20 protein-coding genes are annotated in these 23,118 nt (G+C 55.1%); all 20 read left to right on the forward strand.

The features are described from left to right. Positions 1–10 precede the first annotated feature (10 nt). The 20 genes from PCA10_RS28835 to PCA10_RS28925 all read left to right on the forward strand — a co-directional run bounded on the left by PCA10_RS28835 (position 11) and on the right by PCA10_RS28925 (position 22,991). A complete protein-coding gene (locus PCA10_RS28835; protein WP_011077982.1) occupies positions 11–367 on the forward strand; it encodes a hypothetical protein in 357 nt (118 codons plus the stop codon). Continuing rightward, positions 360–1,007, forward strand: coding sequence for a DUF4400 domain-containing protein (locus PCA10_RS28840; protein ID WP_016502349.1), 648 nt, complete (start codon positions 360–362; stop codon positions 1,005–1,007). Before PCA10_RS28835 ends, PCA10_RS28840 begins: the two co-directional genes overlap by 8 nt. An 87-nt stretch (positions 1,008–1,094) precedes the next feature. Further along, the gene (locus PCA10_RS28845; RefSeq protein ID WP_011077984.1) at positions 1,095–1,880 is read left to right on the forward strand and encodes a DsbA family protein; all 786 of its coding nucleotides are present in this window, start codon (positions 1,095–1,097) and stop codon (positions 1,878–1,880) included. After that, positions 1,877–2,164, forward strand: coding sequence for a type IV conjugative transfer system protein TraL (gene traL / locus PCA10_RS28850; protein ID WP_011077985.1), 288 nt, complete (start codon positions 1,877–1,879; stop codon positions 2,162–2,164). The genes PCA10_RS28845 and traL overlap by 4 nt, the downstream gene beginning before the upstream one ends. Beyond that, positions 2,164–2,802 carry a TraE/TraK family type IV conjugative transfer system protein gene (locus PCA10_RS28855; RefSeq protein WP_011077986.1) on the forward strand — a complete coding sequence of 213 codons (639 nt, stop codon included), beginning with the start codon at positions 2,164–2,166 and terminating at the stop codon, positions 2,800–2,802. The genes traL and PCA10_RS28855 overlap by 1 nt, the downstream gene beginning before the upstream one ends. Positions 2,803–2,986: 184 nt before the next feature. After that, the gene (locus PCA10_RS28860; RefSeq protein ID WP_011077987.1) at positions 2,987–4,027 is read left to right on the forward strand and encodes a type-F conjugative transfer system secretin TraK; all 1,041 of its coding nucleotides are present in this window, start codon (positions 2,987–2,989) and stop codon (positions 4,025–4,027) included. A gap of 12 nt (positions 4,028–4,039) precedes the next feature. After that, complete coding sequence (locus PCA10_RS28865) at positions 4,040–5,356, forward strand: TraB/VirB10 family protein (RefSeq protein ID WP_011077988.1); 1,317 nt, start codon at positions 4,040–4,042, stop codon at positions 5,354–5,356. A 10-nt stretch (positions 5,357–5,366) separates the two neighbouring features. Continuing rightward, positions 5,367–5,867, forward strand: a complete 501-nt coding sequence (gene traV, locus PCA10_RS30025) for a type IV conjugative transfer system lipoprotein TraV (RefSeq protein ID WP_011077989.1) — start codon at positions 5,367–5,369, stop codon at positions 5,865–5,867. Positions 5,868–5,995: 128 nt separating this feature from the next. After that, positions 5,996–11,944: a DUF4165 domain-containing protein gene (locus PCA10_RS28870; RefSeq protein ID WP_011077990.1), complete on the forward strand. Its 5,949-nt coding sequence runs from the start codon at positions 5,996–5,998 to the stop codon at positions 11,942–11,944. A 132-nt stretch (positions 11,945–12,076) separates the two neighbouring features. Then, on the forward strand, positions 12,077–12,403 hold the full coding sequence (tnpA, locus tag PCA10_RS28875; RefSeq protein ID WP_016502321.1) for an IS66-like element accessory protein TnpA: 327 nt from the start codon (positions 12,077–12,079) through the stop codon (positions 12,401–12,403). Continuing rightward, positions 12,400–12,744, forward strand: a complete 345-nt coding sequence (tnpB, locus tag PCA10_RS28880; RefSeq protein ID WP_011077904.1) for an IS66 family insertion sequence element accessory protein TnpB — start codon at positions 12,400–12,402, stop codon at positions 12,742–12,744. The genes tnpA and tnpB overlap by 4 nt, the downstream gene beginning before the upstream one ends. A 35-nt stretch (positions 12,745–12,779) precedes the next feature. After that, the gene (locus PCA10_RS28885; protein ID WP_011077905.1) at positions 12,780–14,288 is read left to right on the forward strand and encodes an IS66-like element ISPre3 family transposase; all 1,509 of its coding nucleotides are present in this window, start codon (positions 12,780–12,782) and stop codon (positions 14,286–14,288) included. 3 nt (positions 14,289–14,291) lie between these two features. After that, entirely contained in the window at positions 14,292–14,885 is a 594-nt protein-coding gene (locus PCA10_RS28890) for a plasmid pRiA4b ORF-3 family protein (RefSeq protein WP_011077906.1), read from the forward strand. A 69-nt stretch (positions 14,886–14,954) separates the two neighbouring features. Continuing rightward, a complete protein-coding gene (locus PCA10_RS28895) occupies positions 14,955–16,355 on the forward strand; it encodes a hypothetical protein (protein WP_011077992.1) in 1,401 nt (466 codons plus the stop codon). A 139-nt stretch (positions 16,356–16,494) separates the two neighbouring features. Next, entirely contained in the window at positions 16,495–16,839 is a 345-nt protein-coding gene (traA, locus tag PCA10_RS28900; protein ID WP_011077993.1) for a TraA family conjugative transfer protein, read from the forward strand. Positions 16,840–16,957: 118 nt separating this feature from the next. After that, positions 16,958–17,671: a DsbC family protein gene (locus PCA10_RS28905; protein ID WP_011077994.1), complete on the forward strand. Its 714-nt coding sequence runs from the start codon at positions 16,958–16,960 to the stop codon at positions 17,669–17,671. Between the two features lie 11 nt (positions 17,672–17,682). Beyond that, complete coding sequence (gene traC, locus PCA10_RS28910) at positions 17,683–20,148, forward strand: type IV secretion system protein TraC (RefSeq protein WP_011077995.1); 2,466 nt, start codon at positions 17,683–17,685, stop codon at positions 20,146–20,148. Then, positions 20,148–20,720 (forward strand): S26 family signal peptidase, encoded by a 573-nt coding sequence (locus PCA10_RS28915; RefSeq protein ID WP_011077996.1) that lies wholly within the window; start codon positions 20,148–20,150, stop codon positions 20,718–20,720. The genes traC and PCA10_RS28915 overlap by 1 nt, the downstream gene beginning before the upstream one ends. After that, positions 20,714–21,952 carry a TrbC family F-type conjugative pilus assembly protein gene (locus PCA10_RS28920; protein ID WP_011077997.1) on the forward strand — a complete coding sequence of 413 codons (1,239 nt, stop codon included), beginning with the start codon at positions 20,714–20,716 and terminating at the stop codon, positions 21,950–21,952. The genes PCA10_RS28915 and PCA10_RS28920 overlap by 7 nt, the downstream gene beginning before the upstream one ends. 22 nt (positions 21,953–21,974) lie before the next feature. After that, complete coding sequence (locus PCA10_RS28925) at positions 21,975–22,991, forward strand: TraU family protein (RefSeq protein ID WP_371264004.1); 1,017 nt, start codon at positions 21,975–21,977, stop codon at positions 22,989–22,991. The last annotated feature ends 127 nt before the right edge of the window (positions 22,992–23,118 follow it).

The raw sequence follows: 23,118 nt of genomic DNA on the forward strand, positions 1-23,118 counted from the left end.
GGAGCAAAAAATGACTGTCTCGATTCCACTAGAAATTCAGCGGCTCACTGGCCTGGATGAGGCCTCAACAACTCGGCTGCGCACGTTTGACCTGGAATGGCGTTGTGGCACGCAATTCATCTTCAAGATGCTTGAGGCGGGTCATAAACCCGAGGTGATTGGCGCAGCCCTGATCGACGTGCTGGTGGCTTACCAGCGTATGTGTCGCGAGGGTATCAGCGACTTCATCCGGCTTCGCGTAGTGCTTGGCCACATCCTCCAGATCCTCACGAGCTACGGCAACGCCCCTGCACCGGATGATGTTGTCCTGTGGTGCGAAACAACCAATGTCCCGCAACCTATCCGGGAGTACCTGATCAATGGCTGAGATGCTTGAAGAGAAGTGGCCAAAGGGCGTTATGGCCTCTATAGCGTTCTTCTTCGTCCTGATCCTGATGCTGGCAACCGTCGCGCCGAACAAGCTTGTGGATACGGTGATGCTGAAGGAGCGGAAGTGGGGCATTGAGTTGCTTGGCGATTCGGACATGGAGAAGGTGCTGGAGAAAACCAATCGCTACTACTCGGCACTTGTCATCGACTCCGGGGCAAAAAAGGTTGTCTCCGACATGTTGATGCCTCGAGGCGGCACCGTGGATGCCTTCGAAAAGAACGTGGATTGGTGGTTTCGGTACCTCGAGTCCCGAGGTGAGGCCGTCCAGAAAATCATCTACCAGATGGTTTACCGGATAGTTCTAACGCTTTACTGGTTACCACTGCTGATCGCGGTTCTGGTGCCGGCTATTTACGCCGGATGGATGCGCTGGAATGCCAAGCGGCATGGATTCGACTACTCATCACCGTTCCTGAATAACAACGCCGCGATCGTCCTGTCATGGGGCGGAATGCTCATCGTACTCAGCGTGTTGATGCCTCTGCCTTTACCGCCGCTCGTTATCTCAACCTTCATCGTCATCATGCTGCCTGTCGTGCTGTCCGTGCTGATCAGCAACCTGCCAAAGCGCATTTGAATTCTGACCATAAAACCGCCTGAAAACGGAACTTTCAGGCGGTGTTTGTCCGCAGAATGCCCCTAACACCACGACAGGCTGATCCTTATGGCACCGAAAACGACACCATCGAAAACGATCCCTTTTGCTATTGCTATCACAGCCCTTGCCACCGCTCTGGTAGTTGGCTCGTACTACCACTTCACCACGATGAGCCAGCTACAAGGCCAGGTCAAAAGCCTTGAGGGTGAGTTGTCTGTTGCGAAAGCACAGGCAGTTGACCCCGCCGCGATCCAAGAGATCGTCGATAACCTCAAACAGCTTCCAGAAGATGTTATCCCCGCAGCTCCGGACAACTGGATCTATGGCTCCTCATCTGCTCGGTACACGCTTATCGAGATGACGGACACGGAATGCCCTTATTGCCGCGATCACTTTCCCCTGTTGAAAGCACTCATCGAGTCGTCGGCGGGGCAAATCAATGCCGCGATTCTCCATGTCCCCGCGCTTGGTGAGGCCTCTCGGCGACAAGCCCTAGCTATCGAGTGTGCTGGTGAGCAAGGTGGCTCAGATGCTGCCTGGAAGTACACCCAGACGGTATTCGATAAAACAGGTGGCAACGGCAAGGGGGTTTCAGAATCGCTCGTGTCCCTTGCGACCGAGCTCGGCCTGGATGGGAAGCGTTTTGCAGCCTGCACGGATTCAAAGCAGGCCATCGAGCGAGTAACTGGCGACCTCGATCAAGCAATAAAGCTGGGCATCCAACAGACCCCTTCGACCCTGCTCCTGGACAATCAGACAGGTATGTCGATGGTTCTTCAAGGTGCCAACGCTAGTCATGAAGGCATCCTCAAAGCGATTGCCAGCATCAGCAAAGCAGGGGGTGCCAAGTGAGTGAGCCAATCAAAATCCCGGCATACATCGACCAGCCGCCTCACGTTATGTTTTGGCGTTTGGATGAGGTGATGCCGATCGGAATCGGTTTGGTTGCCGGCGTTCTTCTGGCACAGCTGATTCTCTGCACGGTGGTAGGTCTGTTGCTCGCTCGCTTCTATCGCCGCTTCTGCGACAACCGCCCTGACGGCTTTCTGCTTCACGCCATTTACTGGCACTGGGGAGCTATCGGCCGGAAGAGAGTGCGATCCATGCCCAATTCCTACGAGAGAGAGTTCGTCTGATGCTTTTAAAGTCGCTTAGCAATTCGTTTGATGGCATGCGCGGAGAAAATCAGTTTCTGCGCATTGCCGTTGCTGGCCTTGTCTTGAGCAATCTGCTGGTGTCCTGCTCTGCTCTCAACAAGGATGAAGTGGTCACCGTGATACCACCCACTCTGACTGAGACGGCCTGGGTCAGCAAAACGCAAAGTTCCGGTGAATACGCCGACGCATGGGCTCTGTACATCGCGATGATGCTGGGCAATGTCACCCCGCATAATGCCTCTGTAGTGAAGGATGCCCTAGGTCCTATCCTCGATAAGGCGATCTATCAAGACACGATGAAGGTTCTCGATACCCAGATTCATCAGATCCGCCAGGATCGTGTGACCCTGAGCTTCGAGCCGCAGAAGGTGCTCCGCGATAACCTCAACGAGAACAAGTTCTACGTTACCGGCCGCTCCGTTAGCGAAGGGCCGGCTGGCGATAAAAAGCGTAGCAACCGAACCTATGAGTTTGAGCTTGTGATCAAAGACTATAAGCCAGTACTGAGTTGGCTCAGCACGAACTCTGGCGATGCTCGAACTCAGGATGTGGTTGATCGCGAGAACAGCAAGGCCGAGAAACAAGCAGAGCGCGAGAAAAGAAAAAAAAATCAGTAGCGCCAAGTTGAGGCACAAGAAGCCCATGCCGATGTTCCTGGCATGGGCTTTTTTGTGGGTATCGCCGGTCAACGCATATACGGAATAGCCCTCTGTTTTCAGACGCAAAAGTTGCTTGAAAACGCAACTCAAGCGGCGGAATGCCCCCCAGAATTGACGACAACTCAGAGCAGAGGTCGTCTCGATGTCACTTCCAGTTTCCCTCCATTTTTTCAAGCCAGCTGCGCTGGTACTGGCTATGGCGGCTGCACTGCCAGCTATTGCCCAGGATCAGATTCAGATACCAGGCATGAACATGCCAGTTGCTGCCAGCGTGCAGCCTCATGTGGTTGCCAAGCCTGTCGCTACTCCAGAGAGCGTCCCGGAACGACAGGAGGAGCCTCAGACGGAAAAGAAGCAACGTCTGGTCGCCGTCACTCCGGGGTCTGCTGAAAACCCCAGCGTGCCGGCCAGCGTTATGAAGAAGCCTGTGCCAGCGCAGCCTATCGAGTCCCGCCAAGACGTGGTTGTTTCGAGCGGCACCAATACCCTGATTCCGATCAGCCGTGGCCAAATGAACCGTATCGTCACGCCGTTCGATGTACCTAAAGTCCAGACAGTGAGCACGGCCGACATTTCGGTAAGCGGTAACGTTCTTTACGTCACAACTTTCGAAGATAAGCCGGTGACTATGTACGTCACGCCGGACGACGATGAGACCGTAGCAATCTCCCTGACCTTATTGCCGCAGGGCGTTCCCCCCATCCAAGCAAACCTGATTCTGGCGAAAAATGTGCAAGGCCTTGCGAGCGGCTTGCCAGTCACTTCGTCTACGAACTACAGCGGCCAGGCCCGGAAGTGGGAACGCTCTCAGCCGTACATGGACACGCTTCGCTCCCTGATGCGCGAAATGGCGCTGGGCAAGCTACCACGTGGATACAGCTTCGGTGCTCTTACGAACGGCAACAAGATCCCTGCCTGCGCGCAACCAAGCCTCAGCTTCGATTTCAGCAAGTCGCAGCTGATCGAAGGTCATGACTTCAAAGTTTTCGTGGCCACGGCGGAGAACGTGTCGGCCAGGACTGTCGAGTTCGATCACGCCTCTTGCACTCACCCTCATCGAGCGGCTGTAAGCGCATGGCCAGATGAGGTGCTTGAGCCTGGCCAGAAAACAGAGGTGTTTGTAATCACTCGGGTTCCGACCGAAGTGCCGCAAAGCTCCACCCGCCCAAGCCTGTTGCAGTAAGGGGAACCTTCCGTGAAAGCCATTCAGCAATTCCTCGAAAAACTCACGCCGAGGGGCAAGCTCATGCTTGCCATCGGTGGGACGGTTCTGATCGTCGGTACTGTCGTTGGCGTGGCCATGAACGCAGCAACTCCCGAGCGTAAGTCACGCGCAGCGGCAAAGCCACAGGTCGAGGCCATCCTCACCGACGAAGATCCTCGTGCGCTGGGCATGGACTCCATTGCGAGCCAACTTCGACAGCTCCAGGCGCAGCAAAACCGCCTTGAGCGGACGATGGGGCAGAAAGAAAAAGACGTTCAACTCAAAAACACGCAAGAAAAAGTGAGCGGCTTGGAGCAAGAACTCCAGCTGGTTCAGAAAGAGTTGGCGAAGGTTGGACGCGAAAAGAAGGGCACCGGTGAGAGTGAGGATAACTCGTCCGACAGCTCCGCCTCCAACCAGGCACGATCCCCTATCCCACCTCGCGAATCGGTATTCGTCAACAAGGCAACGAGCTCGCCGGCAGAGCTGACAGACGTTTACTCGAACTTGCCTCCAGAGCAACCGGAAGACCCAAAGTCGCGATCCAGCGAGAAAACGGAAGCGCCGAAGATCCGGGTGATCAAGGCGAAGGAAGATGAGGGAAAGAGCGATAAGCCAGAGGAGCTTTCTGTGACGCTGCCCGCGGGTTCGATTTTGTCGAGTGTCTTGGTCACAGGCATGGATGCGCCGACAGGGAAGCAGGCACAGCGTGACCCCTTTCCAAGCCTCGTCCGTATCAAGAATGAAGCAATTCTCCCCAACCGCTTCAGAGCGGATTTCCGTGAGTGTTTCATGATCGCTAGTGGGTGGGGGGATCTCAGTTCTGAACGGGCCTATATGCGTGCCGAACGTTTGTCGTGCGTTCGCAATGACGGCTCGGTACTTGAAGCAAGCATTGAGGCGTATGCGACAGGTGAGGACGGTAAAGCAGGCTTGCGCGGCCGACTGGTAAGCAAACAAGGGCAAATCATCGCTCGAAGCTTGGGAGCGGGTTTTCTCCAAGGTATAGCTGGGGCTTTTAACGTCCAAAAGGTACCGACAATCAACGTAACTCGAGCTAGTGATGACGGCAAGACAGTAGCTCCAGTATACGAGCAGGCATTCGATAGCAACGCGCTTCAGTCAGCCGGATTCAGCGGTGCTGGCTCAGCCCTTGAGCGGATAGCTGACTTCTACTTGGAAATGGCGGAAAGCATTTTCCCAGTTATTGAAATCGACGCAATGCGTGAAGTCGACTTCATTGTTAATAAAGGCATGACCGTCAAGTTCAACGCAACCACTCTTAAAGTCAATGACGTTAATCAGTAAGGACATCGTAATGATCAAGCAACTTATCCTGGCGATTGCAGTAGCGGCACTGACTTCTGGTTGCACTAGTATCATGGGTTTGGGCTCAGACGAATATGCATGTAAAGGCATGCCTAATGGCGTTACCTGCATGTCTGCGAAAGATGTTTATTCGGCCACTGAAGGTGATGATTACAAGACCCAGCTTAAAAAAGAACAAGAAGGCGGGACAGCGAGCAGCGATAAACCATCAACTGGCAATGCTACCCGCGTGCTGATAGCTGAAGGATCAGATAACGCACCGGTGCCTATGAGAGCCAGGAATCCGCTTCCTATTCGTTCGCAAGCTGTTGTGATGCGTATTGCCATTGATCCATGGGAGGACGAGAAAGGCGACCTGTACGTTCCAGGTTTCATTTATACCGAAGTAGAAGCGCGACGCTGGGAGATCGGCGCTCGAAACCCCCAGCCAACACCAACCTTGCGCCCCCTTACAGTTGTTCAGCCGCCGCAGGCTAAACCTGCTAAGTAGAAAATAACGAAGTGCCGGTGGTGGAGCAGAAATGCGCCTTGCGAAAGCGGGCGCATTTGGTCGTTTCAAGACCTGACAAAACACACTCTAAGGTTTCGCTTGCCAACGCGAGTTAAAGGAGTTCCACGATGGGTAAGAATAAAACCCGAGGACCATCGTTCCTCAATAAGGTGAGTGGTGCGCTTTTAGGCGCACTCGCTTTGGCCATTGTGCCAATCAATGGTGCGTATGCCGACCTTGTTAAATACGGTTATACGAACAGTGCGGGGGATCAAATCAATACGGAGCCAGGCACAGGGTTTATCAGCCCATCCTCTGGCATCTCGTTCATGGTTAGCGGTGGTATTGACCGAAAGCTGCGCATAGCGGTGACTGCGAACGGTGCCAGCGCACCTGTTTTCACTAAGGAAAGCTCAAGGGTTCTTGGGGCGAGCGACGTTATCTCTTACAACGGCGACAACTACTACGCGGAAGAATTTGTTAGTCCGAAGCTACCCGATGGCCGCTATACCGTGAAAACAGAAATCCTTTCTAGTGCAGGCGCGATTGTTCAAACTGAGAATGTGCCTCTTGTCATTGATACTGCCGGCCCAGTAGCAGGGAAATTTGCCCCACGTCCATATACATGGGGTGATCCCGTTCTCTCTGGCGAAGTGTGGAAACTCGGACTTGCAGCAATTGATGCTTTGACGTACTCGAGCTTCGTCCTAGATGGCTTCTCTGACTCATCGGGCATAAGCAAGGTCACTGCTAAGGTTTACCGCGAGTCTGGCGCTCTTTATAAAGAACACAATGTGCTGTTTTCGGAAGAAACTAAGACGGCCTCGATTCAGTACCGGACAAATTTCTTCCCTGACTCCGATTTGGATGAAGTATTCGGGCTAGAGTTTGTTGTTACCGACAAAGCAGGAAACTCGACAGTAACCAAGCGTCAGAAGCTTATGTTCGACAATATTGCAAACGTTCCAGCTGAACCGTTTGGTGTGTATGACCCAAGTGTGACGACTACCCTCGCACCTGGCCTAAAAGGGTTTGTTCCCTATGTAGCAGGGTCTTATGTAAAGACTAACCCGATACGACTTGCATGGAGAATCCCTAAGAGCAACTGGCATACCTATCGGCAGGGAGGGTTACGCTTCATCAATAGCTTTGGTGAAAATCAAGTTGCTGGTGAGGATTCTGCATACGTTTATCTTGTCGGATCGCTTCCCTATCGCGCTGAGGATAATAACTACATCAGGTTTTACAACTTCGGCGAATGGGGCTCGCAAGGTACTATTTCTTACAATTTGGTATTGCACCCATCAGCTCCGAAAACGCCTGTTATAAGCCGTATAGAATACTACTTTAGTGATAAAGGCTGGCTCAATTATTCCGGTAGGGTGGTTTCGCCGCAAGAACTCCCGCTTACTGTAAGCAAAGTTCGCTATACCGTTGAGGCGCGGCCGTTTGATCAGGTTGCTACCCATATGGGTACTTGTACTATTCCCGCTGGGCAGACCCAGTGCGAAATTACGGTTAATGTCCAACTCAATAAAGGCACGGCTGGTTACCTACATGACCAAGGGGTTCTAAAGAGTGCGGACGGTTCGTTGATCGCAACCGGGCAATGGGCGAATGTTTACTGGAACGACCTGTACCTGCCAATCCTCAGTTACACATATGACTCGTCTAGTATGGTTCTGACTCTGAACGTCAGACAGCCGCAGCAGGGCGCATTTCAAAATGCTCTTAGCCATAGGGCATCATGGCTTGAAAATTCTAGCGGTACAGCGCTAAGCGTTACAAAAAAACTTACATCGTCGTCTGGTGAGTATTTTGAGTACGAATTTGATTTGAAAACCTTGCCGGAAGGCTCTCATGACCTTGTTGGTGTCGCTAGCGAAAACTTAGGTGCTATAACAAAGCTCCCGCTGTTCAAATTTCAAAGTGACCGGACAAAACCTGTTGTTACAGTAAGCAAAGGTGCGAGCGATACTATTGATACACTCGACAAAATCACTTTTACCGTAACAGACAACAAAGATCCTGCGCCCAAGATCACTTCTATTGCATTGACCGGGGGGCCTGCAAACGAGTCGATTGCTCTTTCGTTCCGCAAAATCAGTGCGACTACCTACGGCCTCGAGTATCCGATCCTTTTCCCGTCGCTAACAGCGGGAGAGAGTTATACCCTTCGAGTTAATGCGCAGGACGCACAGCAGAATATGGGCGTCGGCTCAACCACATTCCTCTATAGTCCTAAGATGGCTGGGATTGTGGGGCATGTAAACGGTCTCGTTAATATCCCTGCGGTACCAAAAGAGTTTAATCGTAACGATGGGTCTGTAGTGATTAATAGCGAGCAACTAAAGCTTGCTGATGGGACGCCAGTTTCTGGTGTTTATGATCTGCTTGCAACGCTCAGGTCTGACGCAGCAACACCTCTAATGATTGGCGGTGTGCTCGTCAATCCGGGAGCAACAGTTACCATTAGCCAACTCAACTTCACGAACACCAGCGGTAAAATATCACTCCCTGTTGTCCCGGTAACTCAAGGTGCTACAGGGAGGAATGGCGTGATCATTTCTACCTCCGCGCCGAACGCTCCTGTGGTCTATGCCGATATTAATACCTGGATGCCCAAGGTCACGCTGGGCATCAACGATAGAAATCCAGTTCAGGCAATGACTGACACCACGGTAAAACTGTCAGCTTCAGCTAGCAGCATTTGCCCTCTAACGACATCTCCCGCGGTGGCAAGGTCTGCCGATGCCATCAAGTCGCCCATCTGCTTGCTTGAGTGGACGAGCATTCCCCGAGGCCTTCAACAAGTAGAGGTTTCCGGTGCACCTCACCCGGTCACTCAGCTGACTGGGCGAGTCCTCGACGCAGGCCAGCAGAAGGTTGCTTATTCTCTCTATGTATTCAACAAGGGCACTGAAAAGGTACTGCTGAGCAGCGGTGAAGAAATACTGAGCGTCAAAGCCGCGACCGGCTCAACAACCTTCGTCCAATCGCTGCATGAGAAAAGTGTTACTCGTGCGATGGAGGCTGCATCCGTCACCATGACGCAGCGTTCGGGGCCAACGTGCTCGATCACTGGTGATGACGCAGCGGCAAAGAGCGCAGGCATGAGCGGCGGGGCCTTGAAGTGCTTGATTGAGTTCACGGTCATCCCGAAAGACCTGAACATCAAAGCGCTCGATCCTCTTGAGTTGACCGGCGTTTTCACCCGTTCCGGGCAGCACCCGATTCGCTGGACGGCTAGCGTCTACGACACCACCGGGAAAAAGATCACCCTCGAAGAGGGGCAATCGGTCATTCAGGTAATAGAACCGCCTGTAACGACGAAACTGACGGTCAGCGTCAACGAAAGCTCGTCGGTGGAAGCAACTCCCATCGAGGACTTCCCGGCAGCGTGGGAGAAGAAAACCTATTCAATTCTGTCGAGCGCGTCCCAGGGCTCTGTAGTGGCGACCCCTAGCGGGTTCACCTACACCCCGAACACTGGATACGTTGGCTCCGATGAGTTCAAGTACCGCGTGCAGGACGTGTCTGGGATGAAGGCTGAAGCGACCGCGGTTGTGAATGTCGCGAAGTTCAATTACGCCCCTACCTGGACGGGAGTAACCATTCAGGCTCGTGAAGGGCAAGTGAGTGACCAGGTTGCTCCTGAGGTCCATGACATCAATCTCTGGGACAGCCATACGTTCAAGATCCTCACGAACCCGACGCACGGGACTGTCCGTGTGTTCTATGGCCGTATGGAGTACACCCCTAATCCTGGTTTCTATGGGGAAGATTTGTTCACTTTCAGCGCCACGGATCAGGAAGGGCTCAGTGTAGAAGGAGAGGGGAAGGTCACTGTTGCTCAGTTCAATTTTGCACCAACGGGTATCACCCCTTCGACAGTGAAGATGTATGCAGGAATCGGTGGAACGGCCGATCTGAAAGTAATCGATCCGAACAATTGGGGCTCGCACACATTGCAAGTCGTCAAACAGCCAGCACATGGCCATGTGACGGTGGAGGGGATGAGCATCACCTATAAGACCGATGGCCAGGCTGAAACCTCAGTACAGATTCGTGCCATTGACCAGGATGGCCTCTATGTCGATCAAGATGTCGTCCTGAAGCTTTTGCCGGCCTGGGAAATGTTCAAAGATCGAGAGGTTCAGCCTACCTCGGTGGCCCCGAGCATCCCGGCCGTGAAGCAACAAATGACGACCCGTTTGGGTGCCTATGCGCTCCGAATTCCCGACCAGAAAGTGATTCAGGCTCTCGGCAGCGAGATCATCGCCATCGTCACGCCTGACTCGAAAGTTGGGGTGACACTGGAGCATCGTGAGCTTTCTCAAGGCACTGGTATGCGTCTGGTACCTACTAAAATGACTGCCGATCTGCTGGAGGCCCGTTTAGGTGGCCTGGATGTTGGGGTCGATGGCCAGGCGCAGGTCTATCTAAGTCGCGCCGATATGACTGGCCCTGTCTATTCCGTGCCGGTAACCGTATGGGCTCCGGAGGGCGTACTGACGGCTGATACATGGGAGATTCTACAAGCTTCCGGCCGTGCTCAAATCAGCTTCAGCCCGAGCAATGGGGCATGCAGCATCTTGACCAGCGAAGCTGTCGCGAAGACGAAAAATGCACTTCAGGATCGTGCTTGCTACGTCACTTGGACGAAAACTCCCGATGAATGGCGCAACGCTAGTACTTTGGCCAACCTGATGATGGATGCCGGCGGGAGTTCTTTGGGAAACCAGACTATCGAGGCTACCGCCTATGTGTTTGACCCTAGCGGCGTGAAATACAAGGTTGCGAGCTTCACTCGTGACCTGAAGATCCTTCCGGTCGCTGATCAGATCCACTTTGCCTTGAAGCCAGCACCAGAAGAGGCCTATCAGAAAGTCCAGGAGCTTTCCTTGTCGCTCCGTCACACGGATGGTCCTGTATGTGATGCAACAGCGAACGAAGGCGTTGCAAAAAAGACAGCACAGCAATGGTCGAGCCGCCCATCGTGCCTTATTCGTTGGATGCAGATGCCAGAAGGCATGGCCCAGCAGCGCAACACCGTCACGCCACTCGCGGAAGGAGCAATGAGTCTGCTCGGGGCAAACAACATTTCCTGGAAGGCATCCATGTTTACTCCGAGTGGTCAGGAAATCGATATTGGCTACGGAGAGCACAGCGTAAACGTGATCGAGCCGCCCGCAATCGAAATCGATATGCCGGCCAGCAATCTGGTGAAAGAGGGGCTGTATTCGGTGTCACAACTCGGCGGCTATGTTGGTAGCGCGTCGGTGACCGCAATCGCGGCTTCCCTGGACGTGGCGATTAACCGGGCGGATGCAGTGATTGAACGTTCTACGATTCCGAGCTACGGCCGTTCCCAGCGGTTTACGCGCTACATCGAAGGGGCCGAGGCCCCCCTGTGGAGCGTAACGCCATACTCAGTTGACGTTGGATACACCGCGCTCCCAAATATGAGGTCGACCAAGACCGCATCACTCCTGTCGGTCCCTCACGACAAAATTCTCCCTGTCATTCTCAACGACGAGAGAACCGTTCTGGATACGGTCAGCCTTCCAATCCGCGTGGCGATTAAAGACACCCGCTACATGGAGGATGCGTATCGGCTGAGCAGCATGGGCGACTGGGATATTCGCCTGCTTTCGACAACTGCCGGAGTCAACTACGAGCCGATGACAAACTGGGAGCCAATCGACGAGAACGGGGAGGTTGAGTTCGAGGTCGATTTGCAATCGCTAACGAACAAAGCGGTTCGCATCATTGCTGAAGCGCGTGTTCGCTCGCCTGTGCCGGAATACGAGCTGATTCGGGAGTCGGGCTCGCCAATGGTGCTTTCCGTGCTAAACGGCGAAGCTCTTGATGGTTCAATTCAGGCGCTGCGCGTTATCGGCCCTGCTCCTCTTCGCAGCAGCTTCTACGCCGTCACCAATGATCGCTACCAGTCAGGAGACATTGGTGAGGTTCGCTGGGAAATGAGCAAAGACGGCGGTGTGTCGTGGGAAGGCGTTGAGGCCAATGCGAAGCTGCCGCAACGGCTCAGCATGATCTTTCAGCGGGGTACATAGTAAGCGTCCGCCCTGCACCCACTGCCTGCCCTAGCCTTGAATAGCCACAATGGTGCCCACCATTTTTTAGTGGGCACCATTGTGGATACGCTCCCTTCTACTCCTCGTCGCAGTCGACGCCCCAACTTTTCGGTGGAGTTCAAGCGTCGTGTCGTCGAGGCCACGCTATTGCCCGGCGCATCAGTCGCGTTGATCGCCCGAGAGCATGAGATCAATGCCAATCTCGTCTTCAAATGGCGCCGTCACTATCGGGAGGGGCAACTGGGGTCAGTCGCCCAGCAGGCCACTTTGTTACCGGTCAATCTGAGCAAGGCGCCGACGTCTTCAGCGGAAGAGGCCGTGCGACTGCCGCTGAGTCCGGGCGGTCTGGTCGTGGAGTGCGGTCGGGTCACCTTGCGCATTGAGGGCGTGCCCGACCCGCAAACCTTGCAACTGGTCTTGCAGCAGGTGTTGCGATGATTGCTCCGCCCATCGGGACTCGCATTTGGATCGCTGCCGGGGTCACGGACATGCGGCGGGGGTTCGATGGCCTGGCGGCCCTGGTGCAAACTCAGCTTGAAGCGGATCCATTCTCTGGCCAGATCTTTGTGTTTCGAGGCCGACGGGGTGACCGGATTAAATTGCTGTGGTGGGATGGCGATGGCTTGTGTTTGTTCTGCAAGCGGCTCGAGCAGGGGCGCTTCGTCTGGCCGCAGGCCGCCAGCGGCAGCGTATCCTTGACGACGGCACAACTCGCGATGCTGTTGGAGGGCATCGATTGGCGCCGACCGATACGCACCGCACCGGTACGAACGGTCTGATTTTCAACGCAGGAGAACACCAGTAACATCGCGCCATGACCTGCGCGACTGACTGCCTCCCTGACGACATCCAGGCCTTGAAAGCCTTGGTAACCGCCCAGCGCGGGGAAATCGAGCACCTGAAACTGATGATCGCCAAGCTGCGGCGCACGCAGTTTGGTCGGCGTTCTGAGCAACTCGATGGCATGCTCGACCAACTGCAACTGACGCTCGAGGAGTTGCAGGTCAGCGAGGCCGCACTGGCCTCGCCACCACCAGCCGAATCGCATCCACGTCCCCCTGTACGACGCAAGCCATTGCCCGCGCACTTGCCGCGTGAAATCCACGTCCATCGACCCGATACGCAGTGTCCTGGCTGTGGCGGCGAACTTCGCCATTTGGGTGATGACGTGGCTGAAGTTCTGGAGTACGTGCCGGCACGGTTCAAGGTGGTTCGCCATGTGCGGCCCAAGTTGGCTTGCCGCTGCTGTGACGGGATTGTGCAGGTTCCTGCCCCTAGCCGCCCGATTGCCCGGGGGCTTGCCGGGCCAGGATTGTTGGCCCATGTGCTGGTGTCCAAATACGTGGATCATCTGCCGCTGTATCGGCAGTCCGAAATCTATGCGCGCGAGGGCGTGTCCCTGGAGCGCTCGACCATGGCCGACTGGGTCGGCGAAGCGAGCCGGCTCTTGCAGCCATTGGTCGGCCGGTTGCGGCAGCACGTCATGACCAGCAACAAAGTCCACGCCGACGATACGCCGATCGCCGTGCTCGCCCCCGGCCAGGGTAAAACCAAGACCGGACGCTTGTGGACGTATGTGCGTGACGAGCGCCCCACAGGTAGTAGCACACCTGCGGCGGTCTGGTTTGCCTACTCGCCGGATCGCAAAGGCGAGCACCCCCGAGCCCATCTCAAAGGCTTCGCCGGGACATTACAAGCCGATGGTTATGCCGGTTTCGCTCAACTCTATGCCGCGGGCACGATTCACGAGGCGGCTTGTTGGGCGCATGCCCGGCGCAAGTTTTTCGACCTGCACAAGGCATTGGCCTCACCGATCGCCGCTGAAGCCTTGCAGCGGATTGGTGCGCTATACGCCATTGAGGCGGAAATTCGTGGACAACCGCCCGATCAACGACGCGCAGTGCGGCAGCGGCGAGCCAGCCCGCTGCTAGCGCAATTTCACGCCTGGCTTAACCACACGCTGACGCAACTGCCGTCCAAATCGGCGCTGAGCGGTGCGATCTACTATGCCCTCGCACGTTGGCAGGCGCTGACGCGCTACTGCACGGATGGCCGCATTGAGATCGACAACAACGCCGCCGAACGCGCCCTGCGTACAGTCGCGCTGGGTCGCAAGAATTATCTGTTCGTCGGTTCCGACGCCGGCGGAGAAAGAGCGGCGGCGATCTATAGCCTGGTCGGTTCAGCCAAGCTCAACGCATTGAACCCACAGGCTTATTTGACGCACGTGCTGGAGCGCATCGCCGACTATCCAATCAATCAGCTCGACGATTTGCTGCCCTGGAATATTGCTCTGCCTACCTTAGAACATGAGGCCGCTTGACCCATGCCCAACGTCACCCGTTTGCGCCAGCCGGCCAGCGACCGTCTCCTGCAACTGCACATCGAGCTGACGTGGATAAAACCCGCCATCTGGCGCCGGGTCGCCGTGCCCGAGCGCATCACCCTGAGCAAGCTGCACCAGGTCATTCAGGTGGTGATGGGCTGGAGCGACACCCATCTTCACGAGTTTGAAATCGCTGGCGAAAGCTACGGTATTCCCGATCCCGACTGGGGCCCTTCGGTCGTTTCGGAACAGCGCAAGACACTGACAAAGGTGCTGTATGGGTCGAAGACGTTTCGTTACGTCTATGACTTTGGCGACAACTGGGAGCACCGGATCAAGACCGAGCGGCTGTTGCCGGCCATTGCGTGCCCGCAAGTGCCGTATTGCATCGACGGCGCCAATGCCAGTCCGCCGGAGGATGTTGGCGGCGCACCGGGCTACGCTGATTTTCTGGATGCGCTTGCCGACCCCGAGCATCCCGAATACTTGAACATGCTCGACTGGTACGGCGATACCTTCGATCCCACGGCTTTTGACCGCGACGCCATCAACCAGCGCCTGAAGCGGATTAAGACCCGAGGGTCAAGACGGTAGCGAGCGTACGCTTACGGTACATATCTGCTGAGGGCAGAGTTGACGAACCGCCATAGCGGCGCGAAATCCATGACGCCTACGGTCGAAGTTATTGCCTATGTCGTGCCTGTTGCCCGCCTCAAAGGCCCAGCAAACGTGTTTATTGGTGATAGCGGCACGTTCAAACTCACGGACCTCAAGGGTAATACGCTCGATACGACCGGAATGGTTGTGGAATGGTCGGAGGATCGCGGTAAGACTTGGGTCGCCGGGGAAGGCTCCTACCGACTGGGCCGTAATTCCGCTGATCGTGTATACCTCACGGCCAGGCTGAAGTACTCAGACTCCCCAGAGGATAAGCGCGTCTACAAAACCCTCCGCGCAGGTGTTGCGTTTAGACCTGTCCGACCGCCTCGTGTACAGATAATCGGGCCGCGTCGTCCTGAGGTAGGAAAGGAAGCTACTTGGGTCGCCAACTTGATGATGCCGTACCCAAAAATGGATATGACAATGGATGGTGAGTTCATCCTGCCGGACGGCACAGTCGTCGACTCCACCGAAGTGAAGTACACCCCCACTCGGGAGGACATGGAGAAAGAAGAGAGCCACATCAGCGTCCGATCTTGGATCAATGGGTATGAGGATCGAGGCGGTTTGGGTCTAACTCAGCACCGCCTGATTTTCTGGTCCTATGACTGGCCTGAGTGGAAGATCAACACGAAGTACTCAGCGAAGTATGCGCCGGCAGACTTGACCATGACGGCTCGATCTCTTGGCTTGTTCCGAGAATTCGAGGGCTTAACCATCGAGTGGGATATCCCACCCTACGCTGGCCTCCAAATGATCAAGGACACCAACCAGACCAGTCGTATCGTGCGGCTGACTGAGCCGGGGATCTACACATTCGGCGCTCACATCACCGACTCGCGGGGCAACTATAGCTATGCCGAAACAGAGATGGAGTTTTTGGAGCCGATTCCGTGGGATGTGAAATTGTCCTGGAGTGGGGATAACGACGCGAATCGTGCCCCGCTGGGCGTTCTGATCCGGCCGTCAATCACCGGCGGGCACCCTAAGGATCAGATACTCAGCAAAACGTTCAGTCTCAACGGGGAGACGCTATCTAGCTCGGGGGACTATGGCCGGGCGACCCTTGAAAAAGAGGGTGTGTATACGGTGAAACTGGATGTCGCCAGCGCAATGGGCCACACAGCAGCAGGCGAGGTTGACATCTCGGTCGCAAGGAATAAGCCCCCTGTCTGCAAACTGGAGGTTGTGGTCGGTCGAACCTCCTGGCTGGCAAAAGCCGTTTGTACTGATGAAGATGGCCGCATGGCCAAAAACCTTTGGTTCATCAATGGTGAGCAGCAGGCTCTCAGCTCAAACAGCATCTCCGTACCAATGTGGCGTTATCCAGATGGCGAACCGGTAATTACCCTGGTAGGCATCGATAACTCTGGTGCCGAATCACCTCCAGTCTCCAACAAGTAAAGGGAAGGGCCGCATAAAGCGGCCCTTTTTAATTTCCGTCGACAAATGCGCTTGAAAGCGAAACACAGGCTTACGGAAAGCACGAAAAATGTCTCCGGAGCGCAGCCCCTGCGCATGTCAACCTCTAGGAGCAAGACCAATGCACGTCAACAAAGCAACCCTCCAAACGATGGCCATCGCAGCGGCAATGGTGGCTGCCGGTACCGCGCTCGCAGGTACCGGCGGCGATACGTTCGATAGCGTGTGGATTACCTTGACCGAGTGGATGCAAGGTACCCTCGGCCGCATTCTGATCGGCCTGATGATCCTCACCGGCATCGGCGCTGGCGTTCTTCGCCAATCGCTTATGCCGTTCGTTACTGGCGTTGGCGGCGGTGTTGGCCTCTATGCTGCGCCGGATGTTATCGAGTCGGTAATGTCGGCAACTATCCCAGCAGCAGCTGTAGTCACCAGCGCTCTCCAAGCCCTGCCTGTAGGCTTCTGATCTAAGTCAGAACGCCTCTCTGAAAGGCCTCTTTTTCCGACGCTAAAACGTCCTGAAAAAGAGGCCTTTTCTTTTCCGGGCCAAATACTCTGGGTGAATCGACTCAGGAGGTAAGCCCATGTTCAAACCAACCCAAACCATTCTTGCTATGACGCTGCTTGCAGTGGCTGGCACCGCAGTAGCTGCGAGCCCTGCGGACAAGAACGCAGACAAGGTAGTGATGCTTCCTGCGTCTGCAATGCTGGCGATCGAGAAGAACGGCAAATTCGCCATCATTAGCGATACCGGCCGATTCATCATCCAGGGAACGGTTTATGACGTGTGGGCGAAGAAAGAGTTGAAAACCATCGAGGATGCTCGGATCGCCGCCAACTACATTCCAGTGGATAAGACCAACCTCGGTTTCAAGGATCTCGCCCCTCTCACTGTCGGCAACGGTGAGAAAGCGATCACCATGTTCTCCGACCCTGCTTGCGGGTTCTGCAAAGAGATCATTCAACAAGCCCGCACATCTCTGCCCGAAGGGTATCGACTCGACGTGCTGATGTTGCCGCTGCTCAGCCAAGAGAGCGCTGTGCGTACTAAAGAACTCCTCTGCGCGAAAGACAAGGTTGCTGCGTGGAAAGCCGGCGCGTCCGGCGACATGAAAACTCCTCTCGAACAGCTCCCGACCGCTCAGTGTGATCTGGATGTGATCTCGAAGCGCCGGATGACTGCTCAGTTTCTTGGCGCTCGAAATGTTCCTTTCCTCATTCGTGATGATGGCTTGACCCGAGAAGGCAAGCCTGAAGAAGGCTTGCGCGCCTGGATTGAATCGAATCGCACCCTCTAAGGAATTCAGAAATGCTCAAAGCGCTTATCCGCTCAACACCTCGGCTCTCGAAACTGATCAACGGCCTTGCCTACGAGCCGAATCTTTACTTGTTCCAGCTGGAAGGGAACCGCCTAGGATTCGCATTCCTGTGTTCCCCTCTCTCAGGCTCAAACGGGGATGAAGGCGACCGCCTGAAGGCTGGTTTAACGGTCGACTGGCCTGAGAAGACGACGATCCAGTTCAGCCTCATTTGCACTGAAAATATCAATGAGATGAAGACGGGATTCCTTCGTCTGCGCCGGGCCTTCCGTGAATCCGGCCGCACTGACCTTCCCGTAGAAACTCAAGCATTGTTGGAGAAGGTGACAAACGCGCGAGCCGATTATTTCAGCGACCGCACCATGCGCCCAGTTGATTCAATCTCGGGTGTACGAATTCGTGAGCAGAGTCTGGTCGTATCCGTAACTATTCCGATCGCCAATGCTTTGCCTACCCAGACAGAAGCGAACGCGGCGAAGGAGCTTTTCGACGGACTGCGAACCTCGCTGGACAGCTGCAACCTGGCAGCCGTGCCCCTCACCAACGATTCCTACCGAGAAATTTTCTCCTCCATCCTGAACCAGGGGCCAACAGCATCGTGGCGCGAAGATCCGGACATGAAAGCGGACACAGACAAGCCCTTGAATGAGCAGATCCTCGACTACAACCGCAGCCTCGACGTGAAGAAAGACCACCTTCAGATCGGAGAGGACTGCTTCGTAAAAACGCTCTCGGCCAAGCGCTTTCCTGATGTCATGTGGCAGGGCGATGCCTCTCAGTATCTCGCTGACATTTTGTCTCAGCGCGGCGGCATCCGGGGCAACTGCATTATCAATATGACCCTGTATTTCCCTCCCCAGCTGGAGACAAAGGACAAGCTGTCGAAACGCCGCCAATGGTCCATCAACCAGAGCTTCGGCCCGATGGTGCATTTCGTTCCCGTTTTACGGAAAACGAAGGAGGCCTATGACACGCTGTTTGAAGACCTAGACAAAGGGCTTCCCAACGTACAAGCGACAATGACCCTCGTGGTGTTCGGCCGGAACCGCGAAGACCTTATTCAGGCGGCATCGAATGCGAAGAGCCACTTTGCTACGCAGGGCTTCAGTCTCATGGAGGACAAGTTCTGTGTGCTGCCCGTGTTCGTGAACTCCTTGCCGATGTGCGCCGACCCGGATGCGATGAAGGAGCTGTTCCGGTTCAAAACACTGAGCCTCACCCAAGCACTGCCATTGCTGCCAATCTATGGCGACTGGAAGGGCACAGGAACTCATGTGGCCCCGTTCATTTCCCGAAACGGTCAGCCGGTCAGCTTCCACCTCTTTGACTCCGACACCAATTACAACGCAATGATTGCCGCTCAGTCGGGCTCCGGGAAGTCGTTTGCGACCAACTATCTCATCACGTCGTATCTGAGTATTGGGGCGAAGGTTTGGGTCATCGATGTGGGCCTCTCCTACCTCAAGCTGTCTGAAGCGTACAAGGGCGACTTTGCACGCTTTGACCAGGAGTCGAACCTCTGCCTCAACCCCTTCGAGCTAATTGAAGACTACAGCGAGGAGGAGGATGTCCTGGTTGGGTTGCTCTCTGCTATGGCTGCTCCGACCGTACCTCTGATCGACTTCCAAACCGCAGGGCTAAAAAGGCACCTTACACAATGCTGGGAAACGCTTGGCAAGACGATGATTGTCGACAGCATTGCTGACTCTCTCCTTGCCGACCCAGACCCGCGTATTCAAGATATTGGTCATCAGCTCTTCGCATTCACCTCGAAGGGACAGTACGGCCGCTTCTTCAATGGTAAGAACAATCTCAACTTCAAGAACCCCTTCACCGTACTCGAGCTTGAGGAACTGAAGGGGCGTCAACACCTTCAGCAAGTCGTACTCCTTCAGCTCATCTACCAGATCCAGCAGGACATGTACCTTGGTGAGCGTGACCGCCCGAAAATCGTGATCATTGACGAAGCCTGGTCGCTTCTCTCCCAGGGCAACGTTGGTGAGTTCATCGAGCACGGTTACCGGCGATTCCGGAAATATGGCGGTAGTGCCATCGTCATTACCCAGGGGGTCAACGACCTCTATCAGAATAAAGTCGGACAAGCCATCGCTGAAAACTCTGCGTTCACCCTACTGCTAGGACAGAAGGCCGAAGCTATTGATGCTATCCAGGAAAACAAGCGCCTGCCGCTGGGTGAGGGCGGGTATCGAATCCTGAAGACTGTTAAGTCGTACAAAGGGCATTACTCCGAGATATTCATGCTCACCCCCCGCGGTGCCGGCATCGTGCGACTCACGGTGGACCCATACTCGATCCTCCTCTACTCGACCGCACCCGAAGATGTGCAAGCGATCCGAAATTACACGCTCACCGGCGTTCCGCAGGATGAGGCAATTCTGCGCGTGCTCCGTGATCGAGGTGTCGAGTACAACCCTGATCCGGCGGAAGTCGCGTAATGGCCTTGTCGAACCCCTTCAGCATTCAGGCCAAGGTTCGAAGGGCAATGGCGAAGGTTGAGCGAGATCGAGCTCCAAAGCGACTCTCGGTGGCCTTTATCGGCAAAGGCCTACTCTTTTCGGCAGTGGTTGCCGGCAGCATTGTGCTGCTGGCATCCCGTTACTCGATCGCTATCGCTAGCCAGGACTCCCTATGCCTGCCCCCTTACAGGCTATGGATCATCGATAAAAAGCAGGATGACTTGGTGCGCGGTGAAATCTACGCCTTTCACTCCAAAGGTCTGAGTCCGATTTTTGCTGACGGCACAATCATCGTGAAGGTGCTTGAGGGGATGCCTGGCGATCACGCCAAAGTCACGCTTGATGAAACAACCATCAATGGAGTGTCCGTAGGCAAAGGGCTTCAGGTCGCCAGCCAGCACGGCATTGATCCCCAGCAATATGTTCGGGAAGGGAAAATAGGCGAGGGCCGTTACTGGTTCTTCGGCCGCACGCCAGACTCTTTCGACTCCCGCTACTGGGGCTCAGCTTCGACAGACCAAATCATCGGGAAGGCGTATCCAATATGGTGAAAAAGCAATTAGCCATGTGCATTGGGTTGGCTTTTGGCTGCACGATGGCCATCGCCGGCGATGACCTTGGCATTCGCAAGTACGACATCAAGGAATTCGATCCTGTGCTCCTGGAGCAGGTTCGGGAAATCAGCCGAAATGCGAATGCCGCGCGCGCAGAAAGCGGCCAAGATGACATGAGTTGGGTGAGTGAGATGGCTGAAAAGGCCATCATTCAAGCCGGTGATGAAAATGTTCAGCAGAGCGACTCAGGGCTAGCTAGCGCGGATGGCTCAGATCGCGAGAAAAAACATCCTCTGGGCGATGGAAATCGCACTCTGATTTTCGTGTCGTGGTCGATGGGCGCTACCGCCCTCAAAGACATACTGCTGTCTTTTGACGGACTGCCTGGTGTTGGCATCGTTTTTCGAGGCATACCTGATGGTATGTCGATGGGCGATGCTGTGACCAAAATGCACCTTCTCACGCAAGAGACGCAAAGCACTGTAAGCGTTCTGCTTGACCCTCTCGCATTCCAACGTCACAGCGTTTCAGCCGTCCCCACCGTGGCTCTCGAAGCACCGAATGATGCTCTGATCGCTAAAGCTGCTGGGTCGTCTTCTGTCAGCTATATCGAGGGAGCGGTTAAGGAGGGGAAGCGGGGGGATTTAGGCACTATTGGCTCCACACAGGAAATCATAGAGCCAGACCTCATGGAGGTTGCGAAACAGCGCATTGCAGAGCTGGACACCGACGCCATGAAAAAGCGAGCAATCGCCCGGTTTTGGGATAACCACAAAGGGCATCCATTGCCGCCGGTAACTGAGAGTGCCACCCGCCTCGTCGACCCATCGGTCATTGTCCCCGATGACATCCTCGATAGCCAAGGCAGGGTCGTTCAAAAGGCCGGAAGGATTAATCCACTCGACATGATGCCGTTTGACCAGAAACTGGTAGTAATCGATCCGACGCAGCCTTGGCAGGTTGCCCTGGCGAAGCGTGAATACGCAGACCACGGGGAAAATCTGACCGTCACGGTAATGGCTACTCAGATTCCCACTTCCTCTGGTTGGGATCTGTTCAACAGCGTACAGGACAGCCTGGATGCGCCCCTCTACCTATTGCCGCCTGACATGGCGGAGCGCTTCCAGATCCTTCGCGCACCTTCTGTCGTAACAGCCGACACAGAAAACTTCATCGTCCGCGAGGTTGCTCAATCAGCCTTCGAGGAGGCCAATCATGAGCATCAATAAGGTAATAGCCGCCGCACTTCTGATGATTGCAGGTATGTTTTCCCTGCCAGGGATAGCGGCTGATACGGCTTCGTCCGGTGAGGTGATGTGTGAGGACTCTGGCCTTTTTGGTCCGAAGTTGTTCACCGACATCTGCTGGGCGTGCCTTTTCCCAATCCGTGTATCTGGTGTGCAAATAACCCCCGGCACAGCACCCGCCAAGGCTACAAAAATGGTCTTCTGTATCTGCCAGGAAGGCTCGTCCTCGATCTACAAGCCAGGAATCATCACTGCTATGTGGGAGCCGGCCCGGATGGTTGAAACTGTCCGCAAGCCTGGTTGCTCGCCAACCCTAGGCGGTGTGACGCTCCCGCTTGGCAACAAGCGCAGCTATGGTCGGCTTCGGCAGGACAATAGTACCCAGACAGGACAGGCCGCCGGTTCGTTCTACCACGCTCACCTGTATGCCTTCCCGCTGCTTCAGATCCTCGATCTCTACACGCCTACCAAATGCAATCCGGACGGTTATCTCGACCTCGATATCATCTCGTTCACTGAGATCGACCCGACCTGGAACAACGGTACGTTGGCGTTCTTCCAGCACCCCGAGTCCGCGGCAGTGGCAAACCCAATCGCTATTGCGGCATGTGCTGCCGAATCCGCGTTGGTTACCGCACGAAAGGAACCTCTTGAGTCGCTTTGGTGGTGTACAGGTACATGGGGGAGTATCTATCCATTTGCCGGCGTAACCGTGGCGCAAGATGCAAACCGGACGACAGCATTGCTGGCTGCGCGAGTGATCGCTCAGCAACACCGCAGGGGCCTCGCTCGACGCACTATGGGTGATGAAAACGTGTGCAAGGCGGGTATCTACCCGACGATTCCGAAAAGCCAGTACAAAGTGACCCAGTTCTGGCCAAAGTCGCAGAACAGCAGAGCAATGTGGCTCGGAGAACCGCCGCAGACTTGGGAGGGTGGGCCTAGTCGGCATGTTCCAGGTACTGGGAACGATGCCATGTACATGTTCTGGCGATGGACAGATTGCTGCTCGAAGCTCTAATGGAGAATCCGCCCGTAAGGGCGGATTTGCGATGGTATGAATGACTTTCTAATGCTGTACCTACCCCCGGTTTTGATTCTGGGGGTTCTCGCGGGCATCGCCCACGTTCGTCTACTTGAATTCCCAG

The sequence above is a fragment of the Pseudomonas resinovorans NBRC 106553 genome (assembly GCF_000412695.1).
In the GTDB taxonomy this organism is placed as follows: Bacteria; Pseudomonadota; Gammaproteobacteria; order Pseudomonadales; family Pseudomonadaceae; genus Metapseudomonas; species Metapseudomonas resinovorans_A.

Excerpts from the sequence above, each read along its gene's own strand:
- PCA10_RS28925 (WP_371264004.1), top strand. The coding sequence starts at position 21,975 with ATGATTGCAGGTATGTTTTCCCTGCCAGGGATAGCGGCTGATACGGCT.
- PCA10_RS28920 (WP_011077997.1), top strand. The coding sequence starts at position 20,714 with ATGGTGAAAAAGCAATTAGCCATGTGCATTGGGTTGGCTTTTGGCTGC.
- PCA10_RS28840 (WP_016502349.1), top strand. The coding sequence starts at position 360 with ATGGCTGAGATGCTTGAAGAGAAGTGGCCAAAGGGCGTTATGGCCTCT.
- PCA10_RS28835 (WP_011077982.1), top strand. The coding sequence starts at position 11 with ATGACTGTCTCGATTCCACTAGAAATTCAGCGGCTCACTGGCCTGGAT.
- PCA10_RS28915 (WP_011077996.1), top strand. The coding sequence starts at position 20,148 with ATGGCCTTGTCGAACCCCTTCAGCATTCAGGCCAAGGTTCGAAGGGCA.
- PCA10_RS28860 (WP_011077987.1), top strand. The coding sequence starts at position 2,987 with ATGTCACTTCCAGTTTCCCTCCATTTTTTCAAGCCAGCTGCGCTGGTA.
- PCA10_RS28895 (WP_011077992.1), top strand. The coding sequence starts at position 14,955 with ATGACGCCTACGGTCGAAGTTATTGCCTATGTCGTGCCTGTTGCCCGC.
- PCA10_RS28905 (WP_011077994.1), top strand. The coding sequence starts at position 16,958 with ATGTTCAAACCAACCCAAACCATTCTTGCTATGACGCTGCTTGCAGTG.
- PCA10_RS28870 (WP_011077990.1), top strand. The coding sequence starts at position 5,996 with ATGGGTAAGAATAAAACCCGAGGACCATCGTTCCTCAATAAGGTGAGT.
- PCA10_RS28885 (WP_011077905.1), top strand. The coding sequence starts at position 12,780 with ATGACCTGCGCGACTGACTGCCTCCCTGACGACATCCAGGCCTTGAAA.
- traA (WP_011077993.1), top strand. The coding sequence starts at position 16,495 with ATGCACGTCAACAAAGCAACCCTCCAAACGATGGCCATCGCAGCGGCA.
- PCA10_RS28855 (WP_011077986.1), top strand. The coding sequence starts at position 2,164 with ATGCTTTTAAAGTCGCTTAGCAATTCGTTTGATGGCATGCGCGGAGAA.
- traC (WP_011077995.1), top strand. The coding sequence starts at position 17,683 with ATGCTCAAAGCGCTTATCCGCTCAACACCTCGGCTCTCGAAACTGATC.
- tnpB (WP_011077904.1), top strand. The coding sequence starts at position 12,400 with ATGATTGCTCCGCCCATCGGGACTCGCATTTGGATCGCTGCCGGGGTC.
- traV (WP_011077989.1), top strand. The coding sequence starts at position 5,367 with ATGATCAAGCAACTTATCCTGGCGATTGCAGTAGCGGCACTGACTTCT.
- PCA10_RS28890 (WP_011077906.1), top strand. The coding sequence starts at position 14,292 with ATGCCCAACGTCACCCGTTTGCGCCAGCCGGCCAGCGACCGTCTCCTG.
- PCA10_RS28845 (WP_011077984.1), top strand. The coding sequence starts at position 1,095 with ATGGCACCGAAAACGACACCATCGAAAACGATCCCTTTTGCTATTGCT.